Annotated in this window: 20 protein-coding genes and 1 CRISPR repeat array; of the genes, 3 read left to right on the top strand and 17 right to left on the bottom strand. The window is 47.0% G+C overall.

All coding sequences use genetic code 11. The features are described 5' to 3' along the window. Positions 1-169: 169 nt before the first annotated feature. From AB8599_RS18195 to AB8599_RS18170, 6 genes are read right to left on the bottom strand one after another with little or no spacing between them, the layout of a single operon-like run. Positions 170-1,903 carry an ABC transporter substrate-binding protein gene (locus tag AB8599_RS18195; RefSeq protein ID WP_407334313.1) on the bottom strand — a complete coding sequence of 578 codons (1,734 nt, stop codon included), beginning with the start codon at positions 1,901-1,903 and terminating at the stop codon, positions 170-172. 25 nt (positions 1,904-1,928) lie between these two features. Continuing rightward, a complete protein-coding gene (locus tag AB8599_RS18190; protein ID WP_407334312.1) occupies positions 1,929-2,201 on the bottom strand; it encodes a DUF2160 domain-containing protein in 273 nt (90 codons plus the stop codon). An 11-nt stretch (positions 2,202-2,212) separates the two neighbouring features. Further along, complete coding sequence (locus tag AB8599_RS18185; RefSeq protein WP_407334311.1) at positions 2,213-3,010, bottom strand: carbohydrate ABC transporter permease; 798 nt, start codon at positions 3,008-3,010, stop codon at positions 2,213-2,215. A gap of 3 nt (positions 3,011-3,013) precedes the next feature. Further along, positions 3,014-3,883 (bottom strand): carbohydrate ABC transporter permease, encoded by an 870-nt coding sequence (locus tag AB8599_RS18180; RefSeq protein WP_407334310.1) that lies wholly within the window; start codon positions 3,881-3,883, stop codon positions 3,014-3,016. Continuing rightward, entirely contained in the window at positions 3,873-5,009 is a 1,137-nt protein-coding gene (locus tag AB8599_RS18175; RefSeq protein ID WP_407334309.1) for an ABC transporter ATP-binding protein, read from the bottom strand. The genes AB8599_RS18180 and AB8599_RS18175 overlap by 11 nt, the downstream gene beginning before the upstream one ends. Positions 5,010-5,019: 10 nt before the next feature. Next, positions 5,020-6,099 (bottom strand): ABC transporter ATP-binding protein, encoded by a 1,080-nt coding sequence (locus AB8599_RS18170; RefSeq protein ID WP_407334308.1) that lies wholly within the window; start codon positions 6,097-6,099, stop codon positions 5,020-5,022. Between the two features lie 266 nt (positions 6,100-6,365). On the opposite strand from AB8599_RS18170, the gene AB8599_RS18165 reads away from it, so the two are divergent. From AB8599_RS18165 to cqsA, 3 genes are all read left to right on the top strand, one after another. Then, complete coding sequence (locus AB8599_RS18165; RefSeq protein ID WP_407334307.1) at positions 6,366-8,255, top strand: sigma-54-dependent Fis family transcriptional regulator; 1,890 nt, start codon at positions 6,366-6,368, stop codon at positions 8,253-8,255. Positions 8,256-8,704: 449 nt separating this feature from the next. Further along, complete coding sequence (locus AB8599_RS18160) at positions 8,705-9,781, top strand: porin (RefSeq protein WP_407334306.1); 1,077 nt, start codon at positions 8,705-8,707, stop codon at positions 9,779-9,781. A gap of 365 nt (positions 9,782-10,146) precedes the next feature. Beyond that, entirely contained in the window at positions 10,147-11,331 is a 1,185-nt protein-coding gene (gene cqsA / locus AB8599_RS18155; protein WP_407334305.1) for an alpha-hydroxyketone-type quorum-sensing autoinducer synthase, read from the top strand. A gap of 54 nt (positions 11,332-11,385) precedes the next feature. On the opposite strand, the gene AB8599_RS18150 is transcribed toward cqsA, so the two are convergent. From AB8599_RS18150 to AB8599_RS18100, 11 genes are all read right to left on the bottom strand, one after another. Beyond that, the gene (locus AB8599_RS18150; protein ID WP_407334304.1) at positions 11,386-13,377 is read right to left on the bottom strand and encodes a response regulator; all 1,992 of its coding nucleotides are present in this window, start codon (positions 13,375-13,377) and stop codon (positions 11,386-11,388) included. A 987-nt stretch (positions 13,378-14,364) separates the two neighbouring features. Further along, positions 14,365-14,632: direct repeats of the CRISPR family, unit length 28 nt; unit sequence TTTCCTAGCTGCCTATGCGGCGGTTCAT. A 129-nt stretch (positions 14,633-14,761) separates the two neighbouring features. After that, positions 14,762-15,364: a type I-F CRISPR-associated endoribonuclease Cas6/Csy4 gene (cas6f, locus tag AB8599_RS18145; RefSeq protein ID WP_407334303.1), complete on the bottom strand. Its 603-nt coding sequence runs from the start codon at positions 15,362-15,364 to the stop codon at positions 14,762-14,764. 4 nt (positions 15,365-15,368) lie between these two features. After that, positions 15,369-16,406: a type I-F CRISPR-associated protein Csy3 gene (csy3, locus tag AB8599_RS18140; RefSeq protein WP_407334302.1), complete on the bottom strand. Its 1,038-nt coding sequence runs from the start codon at positions 16,404-16,406 to the stop codon at positions 15,369-15,371. 2 nt (positions 16,407-16,408) lie between these two features. Then, positions 16,409-18,052 (bottom strand): type I-F CRISPR-associated protein Csy2, encoded by a 1,644-nt coding sequence (locus AB8599_RS18135; protein ID WP_407334301.1) that lies wholly within the window; start codon positions 18,050-18,052, stop codon positions 16,409-16,411. A 437-nt stretch (positions 18,053-18,489) separates the two neighbouring features. Continuing rightward, a complete protein-coding gene (locus AB8599_RS18130) occupies positions 18,490-19,707 on the bottom strand; it encodes a TniQ family protein (RefSeq protein ID WP_407334300.1) in 1,218 nt (405 codons plus the stop codon). Positions 19,708-19,787: 80 nt separating this feature from the next. Beyond that, positions 19,788-20,306, bottom strand: a complete 519-nt coding sequence (locus tag AB8599_RS18125; RefSeq protein ID WP_407334299.1) for a hypothetical protein — start codon at positions 20,304-20,306, stop codon at positions 19,788-19,790. Further along, positions 20,269-20,706, bottom strand: coding sequence for a hypothetical protein (locus tag AB8599_RS18120; RefSeq protein WP_407334298.1), 438 nt, complete (start codon positions 20,704-20,706; stop codon positions 20,269-20,271). Before AB8599_RS18120 ends, AB8599_RS18125 begins: the two co-directional genes overlap by 38 nt. 50 nt (positions 20,707-20,756) lie before the next feature. Next, positions 20,757-20,996: a hypothetical protein gene (locus AB8599_RS18115; RefSeq protein WP_407334297.1), complete on the bottom strand. Its 240-nt coding sequence runs from the start codon at positions 20,994-20,996 to the stop codon at positions 20,757-20,759. 21 nt (positions 20,997-21,017) lie between these two features. Beyond that, positions 21,018-22,010: a hypothetical protein gene (locus tag AB8599_RS18110; RefSeq protein WP_407334296.1), complete on the bottom strand. Its 993-nt coding sequence runs from the start codon at positions 22,008-22,010 to the stop codon at positions 21,018-21,020. Between the two features lie 165 nt (positions 22,011-22,175). Continuing rightward, positions 22,176-22,655 (bottom strand): hypothetical protein, encoded by a 480-nt coding sequence (locus AB8599_RS18105; RefSeq protein WP_407334295.1) that lies wholly within the window; start codon positions 22,653-22,655, stop codon positions 22,176-22,178. Further along, positions 22,652-23,362 (bottom strand): DUF3800 domain-containing protein, encoded by a 711-nt coding sequence (locus tag AB8599_RS18100; protein WP_407334294.1) that lies wholly within the window; start codon positions 23,360-23,362, stop codon positions 22,652-22,654. Before AB8599_RS18100 ends, AB8599_RS18105 begins: the two co-directional genes overlap by 4 nt. Between the last annotated feature and the right edge of the window lie 147 nt (positions 23,363-23,509).

Here is a 23,509-nt window from a genome sequence, read left to right as displayed (position 1 = left end):
TCACGCGCATTCGTGACGAGTTTGAACCGTGATCATGAACAAAAAAACGCCTGCGAATTCGCAGGCGTTTTTGCTTTTGTTCGCCCCAGATAAAACCCTTGGGGCGTTTCTAGTTTCTAGTTTCTAGCTGCGACCTTTACTCTATCGAAGAGAGGTCTCAATCATGCGGTTAAAGCGCGGATTTCCACTCTTCAAGCAGTGCATCGTAATTGATGGTTTGCCCTTGTGGCTTCTCGTTCTGCAGTTTCGCTTTCGGTGCACCTGGCAAGTTCAGCCAGTATTCTGCGTCGCGAGGTTTGTTCAGTTTAGGTCCACATTCACCTTGTACGTTGGCACGTTCAAGACGTTGTAACACCTTGTCTTGTGCAGCGGCCAAACCGTTCAATGCTTCTTGTGGTGTTTTCTCACCGTTTGCTGCTTCAGCAATGTATTGCCACCAAAGCTGTGCCAGTTTTGGATAATCAGGCACATTGGTGCCCGTTGGCGTCCACTGCACACGCGCTGGGCTGCGGTAGAACTCCACCAGACCGCCAAGTGTCGGTGCAACATCGGTCATTGCCTGAGAGTTAATATCAGACTCACGAATTGGCGTTAATCCAACGAGGGTTTTCTTCAGTGACACGGTTTTAGCAACCGTAAACTGCGCATACAACCAAGCTGCCATACGACGTTTAGGTTCGGTAGACTTCATCAGTGTCCATGAACCTGTGTCTTGATAGCCCAACTTCATGCCATCTTCCCAATATGGACCGCGTGGCGATGGTGCCATGCGCCATTTTGGCGTGCCATCCGGGTTCACAACCGCCAGACCAGGCTTAGTCATGTCAGCGGTAAACGCCGTGTACCAGAAAATTTGCTGTGCAATCGATCCTTGTGCGGGCACGGGGCCTGCCTCAGAGAAAGTCATGCCTTGTGCTTCTGGTGGTGCATATTTCTGTAACCAATCCACGTATTTGGTGGTCGCGAATACGGCCGCTGGGCCATTGGTTGCACCGCCACGTTCTACGCTTGACCCTACCGGTGAGCAACCATCGACACGAATGCCCCACTCATCAACAGGGATACCGTTTGGAATGCCTTTGTCTCCGGCCCCTGCCATGGAGAACCATGCATCAGTAAAACGCCAGCCAAGGGAGGGGTCTTTCTTGCCGTAATCCATGTGGCCATAAACACGCTCGCCATCGATTTCTTTAACATGAACGGTAAAGAACTCAGCGATGTCTTCATAGGCTGACCAGTTCACAGGGACGCCCAGATCGTAGCCATAGATGTCTTTGAACTTGGCTTTGAGGTCAGCGCGAGCAAACCAATCGGCGCGGAACCAGTAAAGGTTGGCAAACTGCTGATCAGGCAGTTGGTAAAGTTTTCCGTCCGGGCCAGTGGTAAAACTGAGGCCAATGAAGTCATTCAGATCCAGCGTTGGCAGTGTGACATCTTTGCCTTCGCCTTCCATGTAGTCACTGATAGGGAACACTTTGCCGTAACGGAAGTGTGTCCCAATCAGGTCAGAATCGTTGATGTAAGCATCATAGATACTGCGGTTTGATTGCATTTCAGTTTGCAGTTTTTCAACCACATCACCTTCTTGGATCAGGTCATGAGTGACCTTAATACCCGTGATCTGCTCAAAAGCCTTTGCCAGCACTTTCGATTCATATTCATGAGTGGTGATGGTTTCGGATACGACTTTGATTTCCATACCGCGGAAGGGTTTGGCTGCGTTCGTGAACCATGCCATTTCCTTCAGCTGCTCATCTTTGTTAAGCGTAGAAGGGGTAAATTCATCATCAACCCACTTCGTTGCTGCGTCGCTGTACTGATCGGCGAGCGCCGCCGGTGCCAGTAACAACCCTATCATGAACCCGAGAGGGGTCCACTTGGATACAGCAGACAATTGCTTCATAGTTTCGCTCCTTTGTCGTTTTTCCCTAACCCCAGCGGATCACAGCCACTAACCATACGACGGAAATCCCGAAGGGATACCAGATGGGTAGGTCTGTCATGCCGATGAAGAAAAGGTGGATATAAGCACTGCTGAGCAGGCCTATAAATAATCGATCACCTCGGGTTGTGCTGATAGGCAAAAATCCTTTCCTTTCTACACAAGGCCGAAGTACTTCGAGTACGGTCATCGCTGTCAACATGCAGCCGATGGTGATAAAAAACAGGGCGCTTGGGAGTGTCCAGGCCATCCAACTCATTGTATTTCTCCTTAAACACGTCCTAATGCAAAACCTTTAGCGACATGGTTTCTAACAAACCAAATCACCAATAAACCGGGAACGATGGTTAACACGCCGGCGGCAGCCAACACGCCCCAGTCGATACCTGACGCACTCACGGTGCGGGTCATGGTGGCAACAATGGGTTTGGCGTTTACCGACGTGAGCGTTCGTGCCAGGAGCAATTCCACCCAACTGAACATAAAGCAGAAAAATGCCGTGACACCGATGCCAGAGCGGATCATGGGAAGAAAGATCAGCACAAAGAAACGCGGGAAACTGTAGCCATCGATTTGGGCGGTTTCGTCGATTTCTTTCGGTACGCCAGACATGAAGCCTTCCAAGATCCACACGGCCAATGGCACGTTGAACAAACAGTGTGCGAGGGCAACGGCGATGTGGGTGTCAAACAAGCCCACCGAGCTGTAGAGCTGGAAAAATGGCAACAGGAACACAGCAGGTGGCGCCATGCGGTTAGTGAGCAGCCAGAAGAACAGGTGTTTGTCGCCAACGAACCGATAGCGTGAAAACGCATAGGCGGCGGGCAAGGCAACCGATAACGACAACACGGTGTTCATGGTGACGTAAGTGAGTGAGTTCAGGTACCCGTTATACCAACTCGGGTCTGAGAAAATAATGATGTAATTATCTAAGGTGAAAGCCTGTGGCCAGAAGGTGAGACCGCCCAATATTTCCTCGTTGGTTTTGAACGACATCATCAGCAACCAATAAATAGGCAGCATTAAAAAGAGGATATAGGCAGAGAGGCCAATCGATTTTTTTGTCATGGCTTAATTCCTCGCGTCCATGCGGGTCATGGCGGTGTAGAACACCCAACAAACCAGCAAAATGATCAAAAAGTAAATAATAGAGAACGCCGCCGCAGGGCCAATATCAAACTGACCGACTGCCATTTTGGTCAGGGCTTGCGACAAGAAGGTGGTAGAGTTTCCGGGGCCACCGCCCGTGAGTACAAAGGGCTCGGTGTAGATCATAAAGCTGTCCATAAAGCGCAGCAGAACACCCAGCAGCAACACGCTTTTTAGCTTGGGCAGTTGGATATAGCGAAATACCGCCCAGTTGGATGCACGGTCGATTTTCGCCGCTTGGTAATACACATCAGGAATGGCGCGAAGCCCCGAGTAACACAGCAGGGCAACCAAGGATGTCCAATGCCACACATCCATCACGAGCACGGTGATCCATGCGTCTATGGGGTCGGATGCATAGTTGTAGCTCACACCAATGTTGTTGAGAAACCAGCCCAGCAAGCCGATGTCGGCACGGCCGAAAATCTGCCAAATTGTGCCCACTACGTTCCAAGGGATCAGCAGCGGTACAGCCAGAACAATCAACACAATGGAGGCTTTCAAGCCTTTCGCGGGCATGGTCAATGCCACGGCGATGCCGAGTGGAATTTCTATCGCTAATACGCAAAAAGAGTAGATAAACTGGCGAACTAGCGAATCGTGTAGGCGCGGATCATTGAGGATTTCTCTATACCATTCTGTGCCGACAAAATAGCGAGTGTTTTGGTCAAAAATGTCTTGAATGGAATAGTTCACCACCGTCATCAATGGGATGATGGCAGAGAAGGCGACCAGCAAAAACACGGGTGTGACAAGCAACCACGCACGGTTGTTTTCAGTTTTAGTCTGCATCTTGATCTCCCGTTTCCAATGCCACGTGTTGCGGCTCTCCCGTCAGGTATTCATCCACATACAGCTTTAGCCATTGTGCGGGGAAACTAATGTAGGCCTGGTCTTTCGGAACGGGCGCTTCTTCTGCGATACGCAGTTTTAGTGTCTGGCTACCAAAGCGTACGGTGACGATCTTGTAGGTGCCCAGATCTTCAACGTATTGCACGGGCACTTGCCACGCATGCTCGCGCTTTTCCTGCCACAAATGCACGAACTCAGGTCGAATACCCACTTTGATGTTGTCACTGTCTGTCGCGGCCAATACATCGCGTTGCTCTGGCGTGAGCGGAAGCGAGATATCTTCAAAACTGACATTGCCATCAGCGGTTCTTTTCACGGGCAATAAGTTCATGCCCGGGCTACCAATAAAGAAGCCCACAAAGGTATGGTTGGGAGATTCAAACAACTCGCGAGGAGTACCAAATTGCACAATCGTACCGTCATACATCACGGCAATTTCTTCGGCAAAGGTGGCGGCTTCAAGCTGGTCGTGCGTGACGTAAATCATCGTGATGTGGAACTGCTCGTGAATCTGGCGTAGCTTGCGGCGCAGTTTCCATTTCAGGTGTGGGTCGATCACCGTGAGGGGTTCATCAAACAAAATCGCCGAGACATCTTCGCGCACCAATCCGCGCCCCATGGAAACTTTTTGCTTTTCATCCGCCGTGAGATTACTGGCGCGTTTGTCTAACACGGGCGTGAGTTCGAGAAGCTCTGCGACCTCACTGACACGCGATCGCACTTTGGCTTCGGGGGTTTTCATGTTGCGAAGGGGAAAGGCGAGGTTGTCGTATACCGTCATGGTGTCGTACACCACGGGAAACTGGAATACCTGCGCGATGTTTCTTTCCTGCGGTGCAAGTTGGCTAACATCCTGCTTGTCAAACACAACTTTTCCTTCGGAAGGCGTCAACAAACCGGAAATAATATTCAACATGGTGCTTTTACCGCAGCCTGATGGGCCTAGCAAGGCATAGGCTCCGCCGTTTCGCCAAGTGTGTGTCATTTTTCTGATGGCGTAGTCGCTTCGTCCCTGCGGTGAGGGCGAGTATGAATGCGCCAGTGAATCGAGAATAATTTCTGCCATGTTTAGCTCCTCACAAACGGCGCGCAGATTGAATGAGCTGCTGTGACTGGTCAAAGACATAGAGCTTATGCGTGGGCACATAGATGCTGATTTTTGCGTCTACGGCGTAGTCGTGAACACCGGGTAGGTGCAGCACCATGTTGATGTCGCGGTTGCGAACATGAAGAAAAGTTTCGCTGCCACTGATCTCTGCGAGCTCAACGTCAACGGAAAGTTCGAGATCGTCGTCATTGTGCGGAACTAAACTGAGATGGTTAGGGCGAATGCCAAACTGATATTGACCGTCTTTTAATTCGCCCAAATCGGTATTAAGCGGGAAATGGATATGCTCATCAAAGGAGACATTGCCGTCACCGACGCTGCCTCGAATAAGATTGATGGGTGGCTCGCCGAACAGATCTGCACTGGTGACGGATGCGGGGTGGTGGTAAACCTCTGCCGTCGGGCCAGATTGGATCACCTGACCTTCATGCATTAACAGAATATTGCCGCCCAGCGCCAAGGCTTCATTTGGTTCCGTGGTGGCGTACACTGCAATCGTGTTGCGTTCTGCAAACAACTCGCGCATTTCTTGTCTCAACTCTTCGCGCAACTTGTAGTCGAGGTTCACCAAAGGTTCATCGAACAATATCAAATCGGCATTTTTCACTAACGCCCGCGCCATGGCTGTACGCTGTTGCTGGCCGCCTGATAGTTCAAGCGGCAGGCGATTAAGAAAAGTCTCTATGTGAAGCATCTCAGCAATTTCTTGGACGCGCGCTTTGATGATGTGCTGAGGTTGCTTTTCTAAGCGCAGCGGCGAGGCGATGTTTTCATACACCGTCATGTTGGGGTAATTGATAAACTGCTGGTACACCATAGACACGTTACGTTCGCGAACAGGCACGCCCGTGACATCTTGGCCGTTGAATAACACTTTGCCAGAAGACGGCTTATCTAACCCTGCCATTAATCGCATTAAGCTGGTTTTACCTGCCAAGGTTCTACCAAGTAAAACGTTGAATGAGCCGGGTTCGATACGCAGATCGATGTTGTCCAGCCACACTTCGTTATTACTTATCCTTGTGACATTCTTTAGTTCAAGTGACATGAAGGCTCCCTGATACGTGTTTGGGTTGATGCGGTTGCGCAGAAACCGTTTTGCGAAAACGCGCATCTTCATCACATTCCGAATGACATACGCTAGAACCATGCCAATAGTTAAATAATTGTTAACTAATTGATTTTCAGATTCTTTAAAGAAGAGAGGACGCTTTTTGTGTGGAAAAAGTGTTAACCATTGTGTTGACTGTTAACAAAATGTGAACAATGCTTAACGCTCTTTTTCTGTTCGAATGCGCATGGAAGGAAGTTGTAATGAGCGATATAGCTCACTCTCATGATGAGATTATTCAGGCATCTTGGCGTCGTTGTCAGTCTCTTGGGCTGTCACCAAAGAGCACGCCAGAAATCGTTCAGTTGGATCAGGGGCAGTGGCAAGATGCCCGTGATCGATCTAATGACCTGATTTCGACCACTCAAGAGCAAGTCCTGCCTTTCTATGAAAATATCTTGGTGAACAGTAATAGCCTTGTGCTGCTGGCAGACAACGATGGCAATTTGTTGAGCCGCTGGGGACGGCCGGGTTTTGTTAGCCAAATGGAAAAGCATCTGTTTGACCAAGGGACAAGCTGGTTAGAGAAGTACAATGGCACGAATGCCGTGGGAACGGCTTTGCAAACGGGCGAAGCCGTGGCAGTGGGGCGCGATGAACACTATTTGATCGCCAACCGTTATATGACGGCCTCTGCAGCGCCTATTTACAACAGCGATCGTCATCTTGTAGGTGTATTAAACATATCATCAGATGCCTATCTGCCCACCTCTCATGTTAACGGCATGGTAAAGGTGATGACACAGGCGGTTGAGAACCAGCTGATCATCGCAACTTATCGTCATCATCACCATATGCTTATTTTCAACACCAGTAGCGACAACCTTACGAGCCAATGGGCGGGGTTATTGGTGTTTAACGAAAGCGGAGACATCGTGGCTGCTAATCGACGCGCTGATCTTCTCGTGGGGCAAACATTGGCAGGTTTGAGTATTGAGGACGTGACGGGAATTTCCGCGCTGAAACTGTCTGTGCACCCTGAGAATCACCCTCTTTCTTTTATTGGTCTGTCTAAATACCGACTGTTTGGCGCGATAAAGCAGCCCATGACGCGCGCAATACGTTCCCCCATTCCAGTGCACGCGCCGGCATTTTCGGCCGCTCCGCCTGCGCCAACGGCAAAACAGGAAGCCATTACGCCAAACGAGCGCCAGTTGCCACACCTTGATCTCGGCGACCTTCAAATGCAAAAGGCCATACGGCAGGCACTCAGTGTGGTTAACAGCGATATTCCATTGGTGATTCAGGGGGAAACGGGTGTCGGCAAAGAGGTGTTTGCGAAAGCTGTTCATGCATCGTCAAACCGAGCCAAGAAAAAGCTGGTGGCGGTGAACTGTGCCGCGATCCCGGCCGAATTGGTGGAATCAGAACTATTTGGTTATGTAAAAGGGGCGTTTACGGGTGCCAATGCGAAAGGCAGCATGGGCTATATTCGTCAAGCAGATGGGGGCACCTTGATGCTGGATGAAATTGGTGACATGCCGCTGCATGTACAGGCTCGATTGTTGAGAGTATTGCAAGAAAAAGCCGTCACCCCACTGGGCAGCACAGAAAGCTATCCTGTCGATTTTCGTGTGATATGTGCAACCCACGAGTCGTTGCGATCAGCGGTAGCCGAGAAACGATTCCGAGATGACCTTTATTACCGTATAAACGGATTAACCTTGTTCTTACCTGCGTTGAGTGAACGCTCAGACATTGAACCCTTGGTTAACGCATTGTTGCCAGAGCTTTCTGCGGATCACAATGTAGATATCGATCGTGCCGTGTTCAAGTTATTTGCTCAGCACCCGTGGCCGGGAAATATTCGCCAATTGGTCAACACACTTCGTGTGGCTTTGGCTTTGTCACAGGGTGAGCGTATTCAGACTCAACATCTGCCGGATGATTTCTTTTTAGATGTGCAAACACCTTCTGTTTCCCTAAAGCCAGAACATGACGTCGTTCGTCCGACAGAGCAACCGCCAAACTGGCGCGATAGCCTTCCTGCGCTGTATACCTCAACGGATGGCAATATCTCCCGCATCGCGCAACTGACAGGCGTGAGTCGAAATACTATTTACAAGCGATTGCGTTCATTGGGCTTGAAATAGTCGCTGTGGTGAGAGTTATCCCCCTTTTTCCTTTCTTTTTTCGTGCCTTGTTGCACGTATTTCATGTACTTACTCGCGTGTTTAGATAAAAAGTTCCGTTAACAAAGTTATAAATACTAGAAGTGAGTCGCAAATATCTATTCAGGCAAATTTACGCATTGTGGCTAATTTTTGTTCGTTTTTGCTGTTTGTGTGGCCGAATAACCTTTTGGTGTGAAGTGAATTAAATGCGTTAGATATAAGCCATTAGTCTCATAGCTATGACTGTTTATGCATTTCTGTGTCTCTTCATTAGTTGCTTCATATTGATTGAAATTTAATCAATATGTTTGCTATTCGTTGTGATTGTAAGGAAATGTATCGTTGATCCCTGTGTTTCTAGGATGTTAATTTTCATCTCGCAGCATCGTTGCAAGTGGAATGATGATAAGAATTACAGGATGTAGTATATGAATAAGAAATTTTTGGCAGTAGTCATCCCAGCAGTACTTTTCGCTGGTAACGTAAGCGCTTATGAAGTATTGAGCACTGAAGAAGGTTCAGTAGAAGTTTTCGGTCAGCTTCGTGCGAAGCTAGAAAAGAAAGAAGACAAAGACATTAAATTGGATGACGGTAGCTCACGAGCTGGTGTTGCAGCGCAATATAAAGTCACTGAAGATTTCGATGTTCTTGCTGCTCTGGAATACAGCCTAGCAAGCGAGTTCAAAAACCGTTACAGCTACATCGGTGCAACCGGTGATTGGGGTACAGTTAAGATTGGTAAGCAATACTTAACTGCCGATGATCTTTTTGGTGTTGATAACTCATATTTTTACGGCGGTAGCCATGTTGTCCAAGGGAAGATCTCTGGTGGTAAGCATGATAGTGCAGTTCGATATACCTATGAAAATGAAGCGTTCTATGTAGATGCAAGTTATGCATTTTCCGAAGATGATACTAACCCAGAAGTATTTGAACTGTTTGGTCGAGTGAATGTTGCCGGCTTCGATGTAACAGCCGGTGTTTCTAGAGCAGAGCAAGGTCATGGCTCTTTCAAAGTATATAAGAAAGATGACGCTGGCAAAGTTACAGAGGACCTTAAGTATGAAGTTACCTCTGGTGCTTTAGAGGATCTGTATACTTCTATTTGGGTTGAACGTAGCTTCGGTGATTTATACGTAGGTGTACAATACGGTGTGAGTAACATCGAAAGTGATGTAAGCGACCTTGAGCTAGACAGCACTGGTTACGCAGTTGCCCTTAGCTACGCATTATCTGAAAAATCATCAGTCTATGGTGGTTATGAAGTTAGTGAATATGATGCTAAATTCACGAATGAATCTATTGACGAAAGTGATGATGGAACGAATGTTTACTTGGGTGGTGTGCACAAGTTTAACTCATTCTTCCGTGTTTACGGTGAAATGGCTTTTGCTGATGGTAAAACCGCTGGTTTCACAAACAACAAGAATGATTGGGAAGTGAAGGCGGGTGCAACGGCTGACAGCGAAATGAAATACGCAATCGGTGCTCGTGTTTACTGGTAATTCATACCTTTAACAACGCTTAAACTTCACACTGTCTTTAAAGCTCAGCCTCGCGCTGGGCTTTTTTCGTTGCAAATAACGTTATTGTAAAATCATTTCAACCAAGGGTTTAAAAATCTAAAAACATTGTTACCAAAGGCCACCTAATTCTTTGTTGCCTACTGAAGCGTACAGCCCTTCTATCAATTAAATGTGAAAATTCGCAAACTTAGAAATTATTGGAAATCAAGCCTCACTCATAATCAGCCATATATTCAGGCAATGCCAAGATGCCTCACATTTTTATCTACGGCATCTCTATGTTGCTTTGGGTATAAGTAAGCGCCGTACTCGGCGTTTTTCTTTAACAGGAAGAGGCTAGGCTTATGGAAAATCAATCAATCATTAAAAAAAAACTCCCTTCTTTCGTCGAAGCACGTTTGAACTCATTTTTACGTGATATGACAGAGCCGTATGAAAATCGCCGGCCATTACCTGTCAGTCGTCGACCAGGAGAAGGGGCGGTGATCATGCAAAGTAATGACTACTTGTCATTGAGCCTAGATAAAAACATTCAGAAAGCCCATTTGGATGCCATCGCTGCGTCCAATGAAAATGTAGTGATGTCAGCCGTTTTTCTTCAGGATGCAGACCACAAACCGGATTTTGAAAATCGCCTAGCGACGTTTATGGGGATGGATGGCTGTGTACTGTCTCAATCAGGATGGGCGGCGAATATTGGCTTATTGCAAACCATCTGTGAACCGAACACTCGCGTCTATATTGATTTTTTCGCGCATATGTCTTTGTGGGAAGGTGCACGGATCGCGGGTGCTCAGATCATCCCATTTATCCATAACAGCGTGTCTAATTTGAAGCGACAAATAAAAAAGCACGGGCCTGGCATCATATTGGTTGATTCGGTCTATAGCACTATTGGCACTGTCGCACCGCTTCGCGCCATCTACGAAGTGGCTCAGGCGTTTGATTGTGCGCTGGTGGTCGATGAATCGCACTCGCTCGGAACGCATGGGCCAGACGGTTCAGGCTTAATTAATGAAATGGAAGTGCGTGACCAAGTGGATTTCGTCACGACCAGCCTTGCAAAAGCGTTTGCTTACCGAGCAGGCGCAGTGCTCGGCCCAAAGAGTTTGATCACTGCGCTGCCCTTTGTGTCGTTTCCGGCGATATTCAGTTCCACGATATTGCCACAGGAGGTAGCACGGCTTGATGCAACATTGGATGTGATACGAACAGGCGATGCAAAGCGAAGGCGATTATTTGAGATCTCAGATGTACTTCGTACCGGTCTTCAGGAGATTGGCTTTACGATCCGCAGTGAATCACAAATCATTTCGCTGGAATGTGGTGATGAGCAAAACACGGAACACGTGAGGGATTTTCTGGAAAGCAACGGCGTTTTCGGGGCGGTTTTCTGTGCTCCCGCGACGGCTAAGAATAAGGCGATTATCCGCTTTTCTTTGAGTGCTGAGATGACCTCTAGGGAAGTCGATCATGTCCTGGCAGTCTGTCAGGCGGCTTATGAGAACCCGAGCCTCAGTTTCTATTGAGACGGCGGTGGTTCAAGCGGGCACAGATAGAAAGCTCTGTTTCAGCAGGGCTTTTTATGACAGCCAGACTGAAATTTTATCCCTGAGCTGGTGCTGATCGGACGGTTTTACAATGAAGTCTGTCATGCCTGAAGAGATGATCTTTTCCAATGTGGTTTCAGAATTGTCGCCAGTGTGGGCAATGATAGGAACATTTGCATAGTCGTGGGTGGAGTGGCGAATACGTCGCGATGTTTCCAGACCATCCATCACTGGCATTTCGATATCCATGAGAATCAAATCTACCGCTTGCTCACCTTGTGTCAGTGTTTTGATGGCACAGTCTCCATTGGCGCATTGAATCACGTTAAACCCCTGTTTCTCCAAGATGATCGACGTGAGTTGCCGCAGTGTTTCGCTGTCATCCACCACCATGATGGTTTGAGTGAGAGGCTTTTCCTCGCTTGGCAAGGGCTTAGCTTCTGGAATAACGGTGTCGAAGAGCAACTGATCAATCACGACTGGCGCGCTTAAACGCCATACCAGCCCTTCAATCCATCTTGGGTTGTAAACAGCGTGCGATTGATGTTCCATCGCCATGCCGTGGTGGAGGTAGACGATTTTTGCTTCAGAGAATGAAAGCAAAGGCTCAATATGACTGAGTATATCACCATTGGCTTTGACACTTTCCAAGTCGATGACGATGACATCATATTCGAACTCGAACTCGCTTTTTTGCAAGACGTGTAACACATCCATGGTTTGCAATTTAAAGCCCATTGAACGGCTGATTTTCATTGCACGTTGGAGCAAGTCAGCTTCATCACTCACCATCAGCATTGATTTGAGCTTTATCAGATTGTGCTTTATATCCTGAGCAGTTGCGGTGTGTAAGGCGGGAAACGTCAAGGTGAATGCCGTCCATTTCCCCAATTCTGAATCACAACTTATCTCACCACCGAAGGAGCGCATCACCTTCCGGCAAAATGGCAACCCCAGGCCGTAATTGCCCGTTCTTCCTGTGGTGTAAAAATCTTCAAAAATTTGGTCGATGACATCTTTAGGTATTCCCTGGCCATTATCTCGAATGATAATTCGATTTTCAGCGGAATCTGTCTCCACAAATACGTCAATCGCAAAAGCCTCGCCACACCGGTGATGAAAAGCATTCTTAAACAGGTTGTAGATAACGTATTTAAATAGGGTGTCACTGACGAGAAACTCAAAGGTATCTGTGTTTTTTATCGCTATGGCCGATTTGTCAGTCGTGCTTTTGTAGCCAAAACTGTCGACAGCATGTGCTAGCAAATGTTGAGCAGAGTGCTTTTTAAATGTTGCGCGAGATACACGGTTTTCATCGATGGATGTCAGCAGAAGGTCGATGGTTTCGTTGCCAGCACGAATGATATCCATCGCGTCATTGCTGATTTCACGGAGCAACAGTACGTCTTCCTCTCGAAGTTGGTAAATAGGTTTACTGCTGTTTGCTGGGTCTGGGATCGTGGAGCGTATTAAATCAATCGTCGCGCAAAGGCCACTTAGGGGGTTGCGCATTTCATGTGCGATACCTGCTCCAAATACCTTGGCAATGGAGACTTTGGTTTCGTGCTCTTGTTGATTGCGAAAGAAAAACAGATTGCCGAAAAGATAGATGAAAAGGAACACGGGCATATAGGTCCAATCCATTGAAAATTCGAGATGATACCCCTTGGATGCCCATGCGCCGAGTATTGCCATGGAGATGCCTGCGAGTGTTTGTGCAAACATCACCCAAGTAATATGAACCAGTAATATGTGAAGAAATATTGCCGCCATAAAGGAAAGTAGCCATACGGTCGACCAATTGTTCATCAGGAGCATATAGAAAAAGAAGAAAGGGAGGACAAGGGTAATCGCGATTTGATAGAACCAGTGCATATGCTCTTGCAGCGGAGAGCCTAATTTATTTCTCACCAATACAATGATGAAAAACAGGCAGCAAAACAGCCGCAGAGGCAAGTTCTCGTACGCTTGCGGATATAAGTAACTCCAAATGAAGTAATAAGCGGGAAAGCCAATTAACCCCATCCAACTCACTAGCGTCAGGTTTGGCTCTGCGTATTGATATACTTTGCGAAATGACGATTCCGTGCTTTTGATAAAAATGCTGCCCTAGTCCAAACGTAAAACAGCCAACAATTTTTGGTTCTTTTTCTCATCGACTTAGCTGATAGATCAGGGAAGTTGAATTAACCATTTCGATGGTGAGTGTGCTGGCGTAAAATTGATTTCAATTCATATAAATGTGCCGAAAATTTGTTAGATGCGAATTCGGCATATGGATGAAACTCTATACAAACGGCGACTGCAATGATGTCTTATTATTTATACAATCATTGCCTTTTCATTTTAGCCAAGATAACTGGCGCGTTAGGTGAAAGTAAGTACTGACAATTTAGTCGGAAGGTGAGGCACGTTGAGCAGGTTCGCATCATCTAAAATGTCCAACGCACATTGGTTCCTGATGTTTGTTTTCGTATAGGTTTACCGCTTGACTTGGAATATTTCAGGCTACTGGGATATGAAAGTGGCCCACCTCGACATTGACAATAGCAAGTCGACATAGGCCACTTTGTTGTAGACCTTCACCATTGCACTTTGTGCGAGAGAAATGTCAGCGCATGGTGCTATTGATAAGCATTGATGCTTGCAGAATAAGTTAGCATAATTACACACTATAAAACAGTGGTTTAATTAAGTGCTTGCAACATAAGTCTGCATGCGTTTGATGTAAAAGCCTTCATAAAATTAGTCCAAGGCAAATTGCGAGTAGTAAATTTACAAGATTTTCGGTGGCGCGAGACCATTTGAGAGTTGCAGGTCATTCTCTAACATCATTTCGAGGGGTGAAAACACGCGCCTAATGCCAGTTTAAAACTTAAACAAACGTATCACTAAAGTTTTTAGGGGCTACGGAAGTATAAAAACAACAAGACCACCAAAATGGTGGTCTTGTCTTCTGTCTGCCTTCCCGGCGGTTCCGTTAATTTGACGGCTGATTTCTCGGCGATCCTTTTTCCTAGCTGCCTACTCGGCGGTTCACTCATTATGGAATGATGTCGGGTCGGTTCGTTCTTTCCTAGCTGCCTACTCGGCGGTTCACAGTGCGGGGCGATATCAATATTCTCTGCAGTTTTTCCTAGCTGCCTATGCGGCGGTTCATATGCCAACAACCTTCCAGCCACCTCGCTCATGTTTCCTAGCTGCCTATGCGGCGGTTCATAACGGACTACAACGGGCTCTCTTTTACACAAATTTCCTAGCTGCCTATGCGGCGGTTCATCGTTAACTATAGACCCAGACACCGCGTTTTTTCTGGCATAAGGGCGATTTTCCTTGAAAAACCCTTTTTTGAGACACCTCTGTAACCTCCTGATTTTATTTGACTGTCGTATGTCCTCAAAGAAAAGGGTCACACCTCGATTAGCGGTACTGTTCCTCGCCAGTCGACGTTGGTGGCGAGGCCATACATGTTATAGCCACCCACGCTTGGCCTCTCCTCATCTTCAACCTGAACCTGAAGAACGAAGTCTTTTCCGGATGATTTGCTTCCCATGGGGATGCTGTGAAATGGCAGGAACGTTCTTTCTTCTTCTGAGACGGGTGTGAAATCTCGGCCTGCTTCCATTGCGCGTTTTTCAGCGCGTCTTAAACGGCGTCTTTTTGAGTCCAGAAAGCTTTTGTCGATAGTTTGGTTTCTGACAAACCTGACCTCTGGTGCTGCTTCGGGAACCGTTTTTACTGGCGATATCTCGAACAATCCTTCTGAACGCATCAGCGTGAAGTAGGGTTGATAGGAAAGTCCTGTTAGCGTCGTTTCATCGCTGCAGACAAACCCGATTACACTCCCGATGTTTCTGTCATTCCACTTGGGGAAACAGATACCAACTTTGTTTGCCGCAGCTTCATTGACTGCCATATAGCCGTGCAGAGTCTTAATGCATCGGCCAGCAAGAAGCGCGCAGTCAGCCTGGGCTGGAAGAAACTTAATAGTGAAGAAGTATCGGTTACTCATGGTTCTACCCCTTTTTCTTTGGCTGACCGTTATTAAACAAACCACCTTTGACCATTACAGCTAACAGGTAGTGAACCTCATCAGGAATATTGTCGGTGTCAGAGAGCTTTTCCAGCCACAGGTCTGCGTCTTTAAGTAATGCATAGAAATCCTGTTGCGTGCTCGGGTGGCGGCGGGATGTTCCGTATTCACGATGCGCACCATATTCGTTGATGCGTATGGCAACATCCGCGTCAGGTGCCCACCAGTCATCAATACTCTGAATGGCAGCTCCAATTTTTTGAGCATGGAAAGAGGCGGTTTGCTGCCCTTTAGGGAGAAGGGTTTTCGCTAACTGCTTGGTTGGTTTTCCCTCGACTTTTTCATCCAAGTACTCTTGGCTTGGGTAAAGTTCATCTCCCCATCCCACAGAGACTTTTGCCCTTACATCCATGTAGTAACTGTCTGACTTATCGCTCAAGCCCTTGCTGATATATTTGGTCAGTTTTTTCAAGGCACTTTGCGCCTCTTTGGGCCACTTTTCAGCCCACTGCAAACGATGCGCTCGATTGACAGAAAAAACGGAATCGTCGCCGCACTTCACTTCGATTTCAACGTTCCGAAAATCTCGGTTTCGCCAGAGCCATGTTCCCATTAAAAGGTTCTTGGCATACCTTTCCGCCAACTCATTAAAGCCCCCGAACTTGCTGTATTGCTTTGAGAGCGTTTCAAGCACCTGTCGAACTGAGTCGTTAGAGCAAGCATTTGGTTTCAAGGTGTTAGCTTGTACGCGCAAAGAAAACCTACAGTAGATGTCATCCGCCCCAACGGGAACATAGCAGGCTTCAATAAACTGAGGATTGCCATACCCAAAATCTCTCGCTGAGGTTGGTTTTGGGCTGTAGTCGGGTTTGTATCCCTTTTGGAAGTCAGAGTTTTGCCCAAGAATACGTGTTTGCTCCACGTCGATAGGTAACATTTCTCCTTTCTCGCCAAGTCTATAGAAATACGCTTTTCCCGATGAAAGTGAGCGCGTATAAGATAAATTTTCACACCGTTCCATAGTTAGTCCTCCTTTACACCTTCAATCAGAATAGCTGCGTCATTTTCTGTAAGTGTCCAGAAGGCAAGACGAAAGAAGTTATCCTGCTTGCCCCAACGAACTTCAACGGGGTTCAAGCGCTTCCCTAAACCAATCACATTGTCCGCATAGCAATGAAGCTTTGTGAGGCTGTTGAGACGCGCTTTGGGGTTTTCCAAAAACGCATATCCGCAGTGCAAAGGGAGTTGGGTATGGTCGGCGCTTAAGCAAGCATCCAGTTCAGAAAGTGTTTGTGGCCTTTCCTTGGCGGGTATAAGCCAACAACCACTGCTCGGTAAACGGCTAATGCGATGAAAAAGAGATGATCGTTCGGGATATGTAGAAAGCCAGTCCCGAGAAATATCCAGCTCTGGAGGAAACAAGCCGCCACCTGCAAAGTTGATGGGCAAAGCGGCTTTGAGTGCCTTAGCGTAATCTGAAATCCGAACCTCAGATTTCACCTTGATCACCATATCAAACTCAAGATCAGCCACATACTCAGAGCGAAGGGTTGTTCGCTTGATGGGAGAAACGTTTCTTTTATGGAGGGGTTTCGAAAGCTCAGTGAGTTTGGTGGTGTAATGTCGAGATTCACTTCGAAAGAAAATAGCAAAGCTCTCAAACAGGCAATCTTGGTTGGCATCAAGTAATTCTATAAACCTAAGCTGATAAGCATGCATGAATCCCCAGATAGCTGTAAGGGACGGTGCTCCGGCGAGATAAGGTGAGCCCATCATTGAGGCATCAAATGCCCGCATTCTTGAAAGACAAATATACTGCTCATCTTGATCTGTTTGAGTACCATCCGGTGCTTGAATTAGCCTTCTGATTATCCACCGCAACTGTCTTTTCATTAGCGGCATCAACTTTTGATGGTAAGCATATCGCCAGCCGAATTTGCTTTCCTGCAACGTGAGTTGAAGGCGTTGGTTTAACCCAGACGCCAGTGTTTCTAACTCAGAGAGGTCATTGAAAACGAAAGCCTGTGCTAGCGTATCTTCTGTGGTGAAATCTTCTCCACTTTCCTCGATGTGGTCTCTCAACTCAACTAACGGCATCAGCCAAACACCAATCTGACGCCGAAGTGCCCGAATTTGATATCGCCTCACCTGCATTTGCTTTTTGGGTGTCGCAAGCTGAGATTCCCCTGACAGGCGACCTAACAAAGCACTGGTCTTTTTGTTCACCATGGCAAAGTGGTCAAAGAAGCTATGTGTTCTTTCCCGGCTCGAAGATAACGTTCTTTTTGAATGAGGACGAACGCCCAAGGGATAGTTGAGCAGCCGCATGTTTCCGCCAAGAGCACCAGCAAGACTCCCTATCGCTGCAGAATTCGGCAGCAATATTTTGGCTGTGTTGAATCTGCATTCCGGTGAGCGAATATAGCGTTCTAACACCGTTTGGAAACCATGATTAACAACCGGCGTGATAGTGAGTTCTTCGCCTTTCCAAGGGAAACGCAACCTTTTTGAAAGCGGGTGAACCGACTCAGGAAAAGATGATTGGGATAGCTTTTCCTCAAGTACTTTTCTGAACAAAGACGCCTTCTTTTTGGTGAGCCCGAGTTTGGCCAGCAAGGGCATCCAAGTTGGATCATTTTCTATCATCAAATTGAGCAAAGAGCTCACTTGCCCCTGCCAGATAAAACTCGACAGTAGCCAAAGAGGATATTGGTATCGACTACTGTTGTTGGCCCAGCCCAACTCTGTTGTGGATGAATAGTGGCTTACCAAGTTTGGGTATTCGCTGCTCTTTAGGCATAGGAGTTTTTGTTCGCTTACACGGCAATCTGGGTACTTGAGGTTATGGGTGTGAAACCAGGAAATTGCCGTGAGCGACCTACCTATGTTGTCTTCGTTCTTCAGGAACTGTCTAGCGGTATCAGCGTCTAAATAGTCTTCACACTTCGCGTTCAACAAAGCGAGATTGAGCAGTATCACAGCGGTTTGCTCTTCAGCGCCATCAACGCATATCGGCGCAGTGTAAGGCATGAATGCTTTTTTGATATGCGCATTTCTCGCCTTGAGGTTTTCTTCAGATAGAAGAGATTGCAGCGTTTCCATGCTTACCACTCCGGCAAAAAGACATTGAGACCATCGGTTGAAGATTGCATGTGTGTGAGCCTGAGCGTCATCACGTCACGCAAATGGTAAATAGGCTTATACGATTCGATTTTCTCATGCAGCTTCAGTCGAAAAGCCGTTTGAAGGTAACCATGATCGTTCAAGCGGTTCACTTCATCTGTCGTGCAGCCTAAAAGCGTTGATGCCTCTAACGTACTGACTAGCGTATTGGAAGGGTTATCAGCGTGTTGACCAGCATGCTCATTAACGAGTGTTGAAAGGTAAGCAGCAATGGCTTTTAGGATGGGGTTCCGGCTTACATCACGACTCGGCAGGTTACGGGCTTCTTTTATCAGGTTGCCAAACACCACTGACAGTGGCGTTTTATTCCAAGGTTGAACACGCACCGCTTCAGCTTTTTGCAACGCCTGATCCAGTTCCGTATAAAGTGGTTCAGGCCAAGCTTTGAAATAGGTAAAGCACTCGGCTAAGTCAACGTGTTCCTCGTCTCCATAGCGATGCGTATACCAAAGTAGTAACCCGTAACGCGCCGAAATATCCAGCGGTAAAGCAAACATCCCTTCTTCGGCAAGGTACTCACCCATTAACCATTGGCTGAGCGTCACCAAATCTTGCTCTGCTTTGGTCGTTTTGGCTGTGTTAAGGTCAAACCCGCATTCGCAATAGGTTATGGACTCAGAGGATTGATAATCGAGCTGCGCGTGACAGGAAGGACAGTGAGAGAGTAATCGCGTTTGGTGTTGATGACATACCTGATGAGGTAGGAACTGCCAGTGCTGACGAATATAGGGGGTTTCAGCAAGACATTCAGGGCAAACTGGCGTGTGCTTTTTCCGAAGGAGTGCAAAGGGGTAATCGATCCCATTCCGAAACACCGCTTTGTAGTTGGGGGAAAACTCGGTTTTGGAATGCATCAACGCTAGTTTAAGTAGCTCTGATTCCTCGACGCCTCTTTGTCTCCCAATGAACAATAGCCCCTGCGCTCGGAGCTTACTGGCGACCTTCGCGTGGTAGATATTGGCTTGATGGAGAGATAGCGGATAACTGCCAAAAGCATCAGGAGTGCTTTCAACGAGTAATGCCCAAGTTTCTTCAGAAAAATCAGCATATTCTGGAAAGCCCAATTCTTGGCTCAAACGCAGAAGATAGCTTTCCAGCGCTTCATCGGGATACGGGGGAGATGTATTTATCCAATCCATTGAACACTCATAAACTTAGAATATCTAAGTTTATGAGTGTGGTACAGAATGGTGTGTTGTCAAATGAAGCACGGATATTTTTAATCAATTGCCCATTGTTGCTTCAGGCGTTCGACTGTATGCACCCACTTTGCAGCGCGAGGTTTACACACGGTGTTTTGGTTGCCAAACAAGCCGACTTCAGAAAAAGCGGCGGTCAATGGCAACGTTTTTTCCCATTTTACAGGCACCAGATATTGCGCAGTGTCATCATCCAGAGAAGCACACTCCGAATAATCTCCAGCAGTATCCAACTCAATAAGGGTTTTGCCGCCATGTTCAGGGAACGGGTATGCTTCTAAACGGGTTTTCTCACCCGTCACAACACCCACCGCAACATAACCTGTCTTTGGAACATTCACCCAAACGCGGTCGCCCTCAGACAGCATTGATAAGGTATTGGAATACCAAAGCCCATAACCACCGGCCACAAATCCATATTTTTTCGCGTCGTCCCAGTGTCGGTTATAGTCATGCCCGAAAGACACATAGAACTCTCCATTCCAAGGTTCTTTTGCTTGCTTAGAAATAGCACGCTCTTGTGTTTCCCCTGGGTCCATAAACCATAAACCATGCACGGCTTAGGTACTGGTTTCCAGCATCCTCAAACGCACTAAAGAAAACGGCATTGATGGAGAGACGAGAGTAGGTATTGAGATAATTGATAATGCGTTCCGTGCTTGCATCGAGTTCTGAGGCCACAATCACCAGATGGTGAGAATTATTCAACTCTACATTACTGATATCGACACCAAACTTTTCTTGGAATGCCAACTCTAAGCTTTGATTAGGTAAATCATTGGCTTTGGCAAAACTTAAGTAGATGTCTTCAATTCGATCATGGGAGAGATCAATCACCCACGAGGCATAGTCCATTGCTTGGGCAACCACATCGCGTGGTGTTTTATCCCGTTTTAGCTCAATCACAACGGTCGCCAATTTTCCAAATGCCTTGCTCAATTGCCACGCGTTATATCCTATTAAATACACGGTGTTTGTAACCATTAAGGTTAAAAAGAAATCCCCGGCTTACCACCTTGGCAGCGAGGGCATTTACGTTGGAAAATGTCAGACCCATTGGCACCATACACCGCCTCACAACCATCTTGCTCGCATGCCATCTTATAAGCCACCTGCATATGATCATTGCCAGCGACGCCGCGAGTGCCAAGGTTCTTTTGGTTGTTGCGATTGAGGTATCCGATGACAGTCGTCGGTCGAGTGCCACTTTTAAATTCGGTTTCAGACATCAACATCCTTCCTTCTGCTTGCTAACTGTCTACCTTTTCAATCACGTAACCAAATGGCGCCATGGCTTGTAGCAAGTTCGGGATATTGTCGCCCCATTGGTTAGAAATCGCGATGACTTCATCGGAAGCGAGGGTCAGTAGAGCATCTTCAGAAGAGTGGTAACGGTTCAAATGCTTCTCTGCAATCAGATCCGCTAACGTTACCGCTTTGGGAAGGTTAAATCTAGAAAGGTGATTTTGAATGTCGACGAGGCTAGCTGGTCGACGGTCTTCAATCCAATGAGTAATAACCGCTAAAGCCAGCTTACGTTTGTTATAAACCTGACCATTAAAGCGGTACTTGGAATAGTCGCGCTGGCCTTTCTTACTGGTACGCTGCTCTGCCTGTTTCTCGCGGAATTTGACTTGATAAGCTTCAACTTCCGGCACAGGAATGATCTGCTCTGCGTTAATCAACACATCGTCTTTATAGCGATAAGGTGTGAGGCGGACACAACTGATATCAATGCCCTTGTCGCGGAGCCAAAGGACAGATGTAGTCAGTTCTTTACCAAAATCAGCAGATGCCAGCATGATTCGCACATCGTTACCGAAATCATCAAGGCTGTTTTCATCTAAATCGACGAACTCAAGAATGGTTTCGCGGGCATTGATTTCCAGCCTTTCCTTGGCAATGTACTGCTCGAAGTACTCACAGGCTTTATCGAACGTCATGGTAGATATCATTGCCGCATAACGAAGCGCTTGAAGCTCCATGTGTGCGCCGATTTCGTCGCGTTTCAGCTCAATCACCACCAAGTTCGCGTTGCGATCGATTGCCAGCAGATCAATACGACGACGGCTATCTTCCCAGTCGGAAAACTCCTCAGAGATCACCAAACAGTCAGGGGCAATGGCATCAACGCAACCTTTAAGGGCTTCTTGTAAATCCTGACGCTCTTGCAGCCCTTCGGCTGCAAAAGTGGTTTGGGTTAACGCGGTTAGGTTTTTGTTTGATATGTTATAGAGGCTCATTGTTTTATCTTCGAGAGCTCGCACCAATTAGCACGAATCTGATTGACTGTGGAGGGGCCGGTACCTATACTTCGCGTATCTCATCTACCAACTCTTTGCGAGTGTAAGCGTAGAAGGAGTTACGGCTCCGTCCTCATCAGAGGGCGAGGCCAGCCTCTCAAATCGTTACTTATCTTTATACTTTTCCCAGCGCTTATTGTATTTTTTCCGTTGATGTTCTCTTTCTATATAGAATGCCGTCCAAGGTAAAATGTATTCTCCGCGATCGTCTAATACCACAAGATAACCTTCTTCCTCACACCAAATGTGTACCCGTTGATTCTTGCCTTTGGGTTCTGCCCATACTTTCAGGCTTTCATGTTGATCATTCACTATGATGGGTTTTGGCCAACGAATGCGCTCACAGCGCCTAAAATCTGGCACCCTTTCTGTTTCATCATCACCAGTACTGGTCATATGCCAGAATGTCGCCGATTTGCCGTCGTATTCTGGGTATCTCTTCAGGCCCAATCGCCTACCCTGAAACTCGGGTTTAGAGTGAACAAAATCTGCTTCGAAGAAACCGTATATGGCTGCTAAGTACTGTTCCCAGTTGTGGTTGCAATCTTCCATCATGACCAAATCTGGGAGCCATGCTGTTGTCATACAAAGCCTCCTTGTCCAGTCCAGACAAACAGGTTGAACTTGTTTTCTCGTAACAAGGTGTTTTGCGTCAGCTTATAGCCGCTGCGCTCTTTGATTCGTTCAATAAGGGCTAACTTAGCCTTGTTGCCTTCAAGCCCACGATGCAAGTAACCTAATGCGCCAATCAGCAAGTCCGCCATTTGAAGCTGCTCAGCCTCATGGGAATGAATTCGTTGCATCCGCTCGATAATTGATTTGGAAAAATCGTAATGGCTATTGCACATAACGTCATGGAGCTTTTCAATTTTCTCGTGGCCTAGCGTGTCTTTTATATCAATGTATACGCGATATTTTGATTGGGGGTCGAAGATGGTTTTGAGCATGAAAAAGTACATCTTGTAGTACCAGTCATCATGATCTTGGCCGAATCGAGGGTGATCTAAAACTGTTTTGTCTGGCACAACTAATCCGCGAAAGTGACAATCATCGTCGTCGAAAAAGTAGTTGATGATATCCAGGTAAAACGCCAGCTTGCTGTTGCTGACTTTTGTCCATTTGATCTCAAACTCTGCTTTTAATCCATGTCGGACTTTAATTTCCCGAATTCGCTTGGCGATTTCAGCGCGTTTGGAAAGCGGGCACCAAAGTGCGCCCAATGCCATGACACCAATTCCGTCATTTTCGAGATGACAGGATTCGTCGCAGTAGACGTTGTAGATTTCGCTCATCGTTTTGCCAGAGATTAAAATGTGTGCTTTTGAATGCATATAAGGTATCACGAAATGGGCAATGCATCTTCATCAAAAGTAGCTAACATTCATAGTATCAAGGTGTTGAAGTGTTTTTTATTAGAAAGCTAAAACGGCAGCCTTGTG

Source organism: Enterovibrio litoreus, from assembly GCF_045679545.1.
Lineage (GTDB): Bacteria > Pseudomonadota > Gammaproteobacteria > Enterobacterales > Vibrionaceae > Enterovibrio.
The sequence above is the reverse complement of the archived record's forward strand: the minus strand, read 5'-3'. Positions and strand labels throughout refer to the sequence as shown.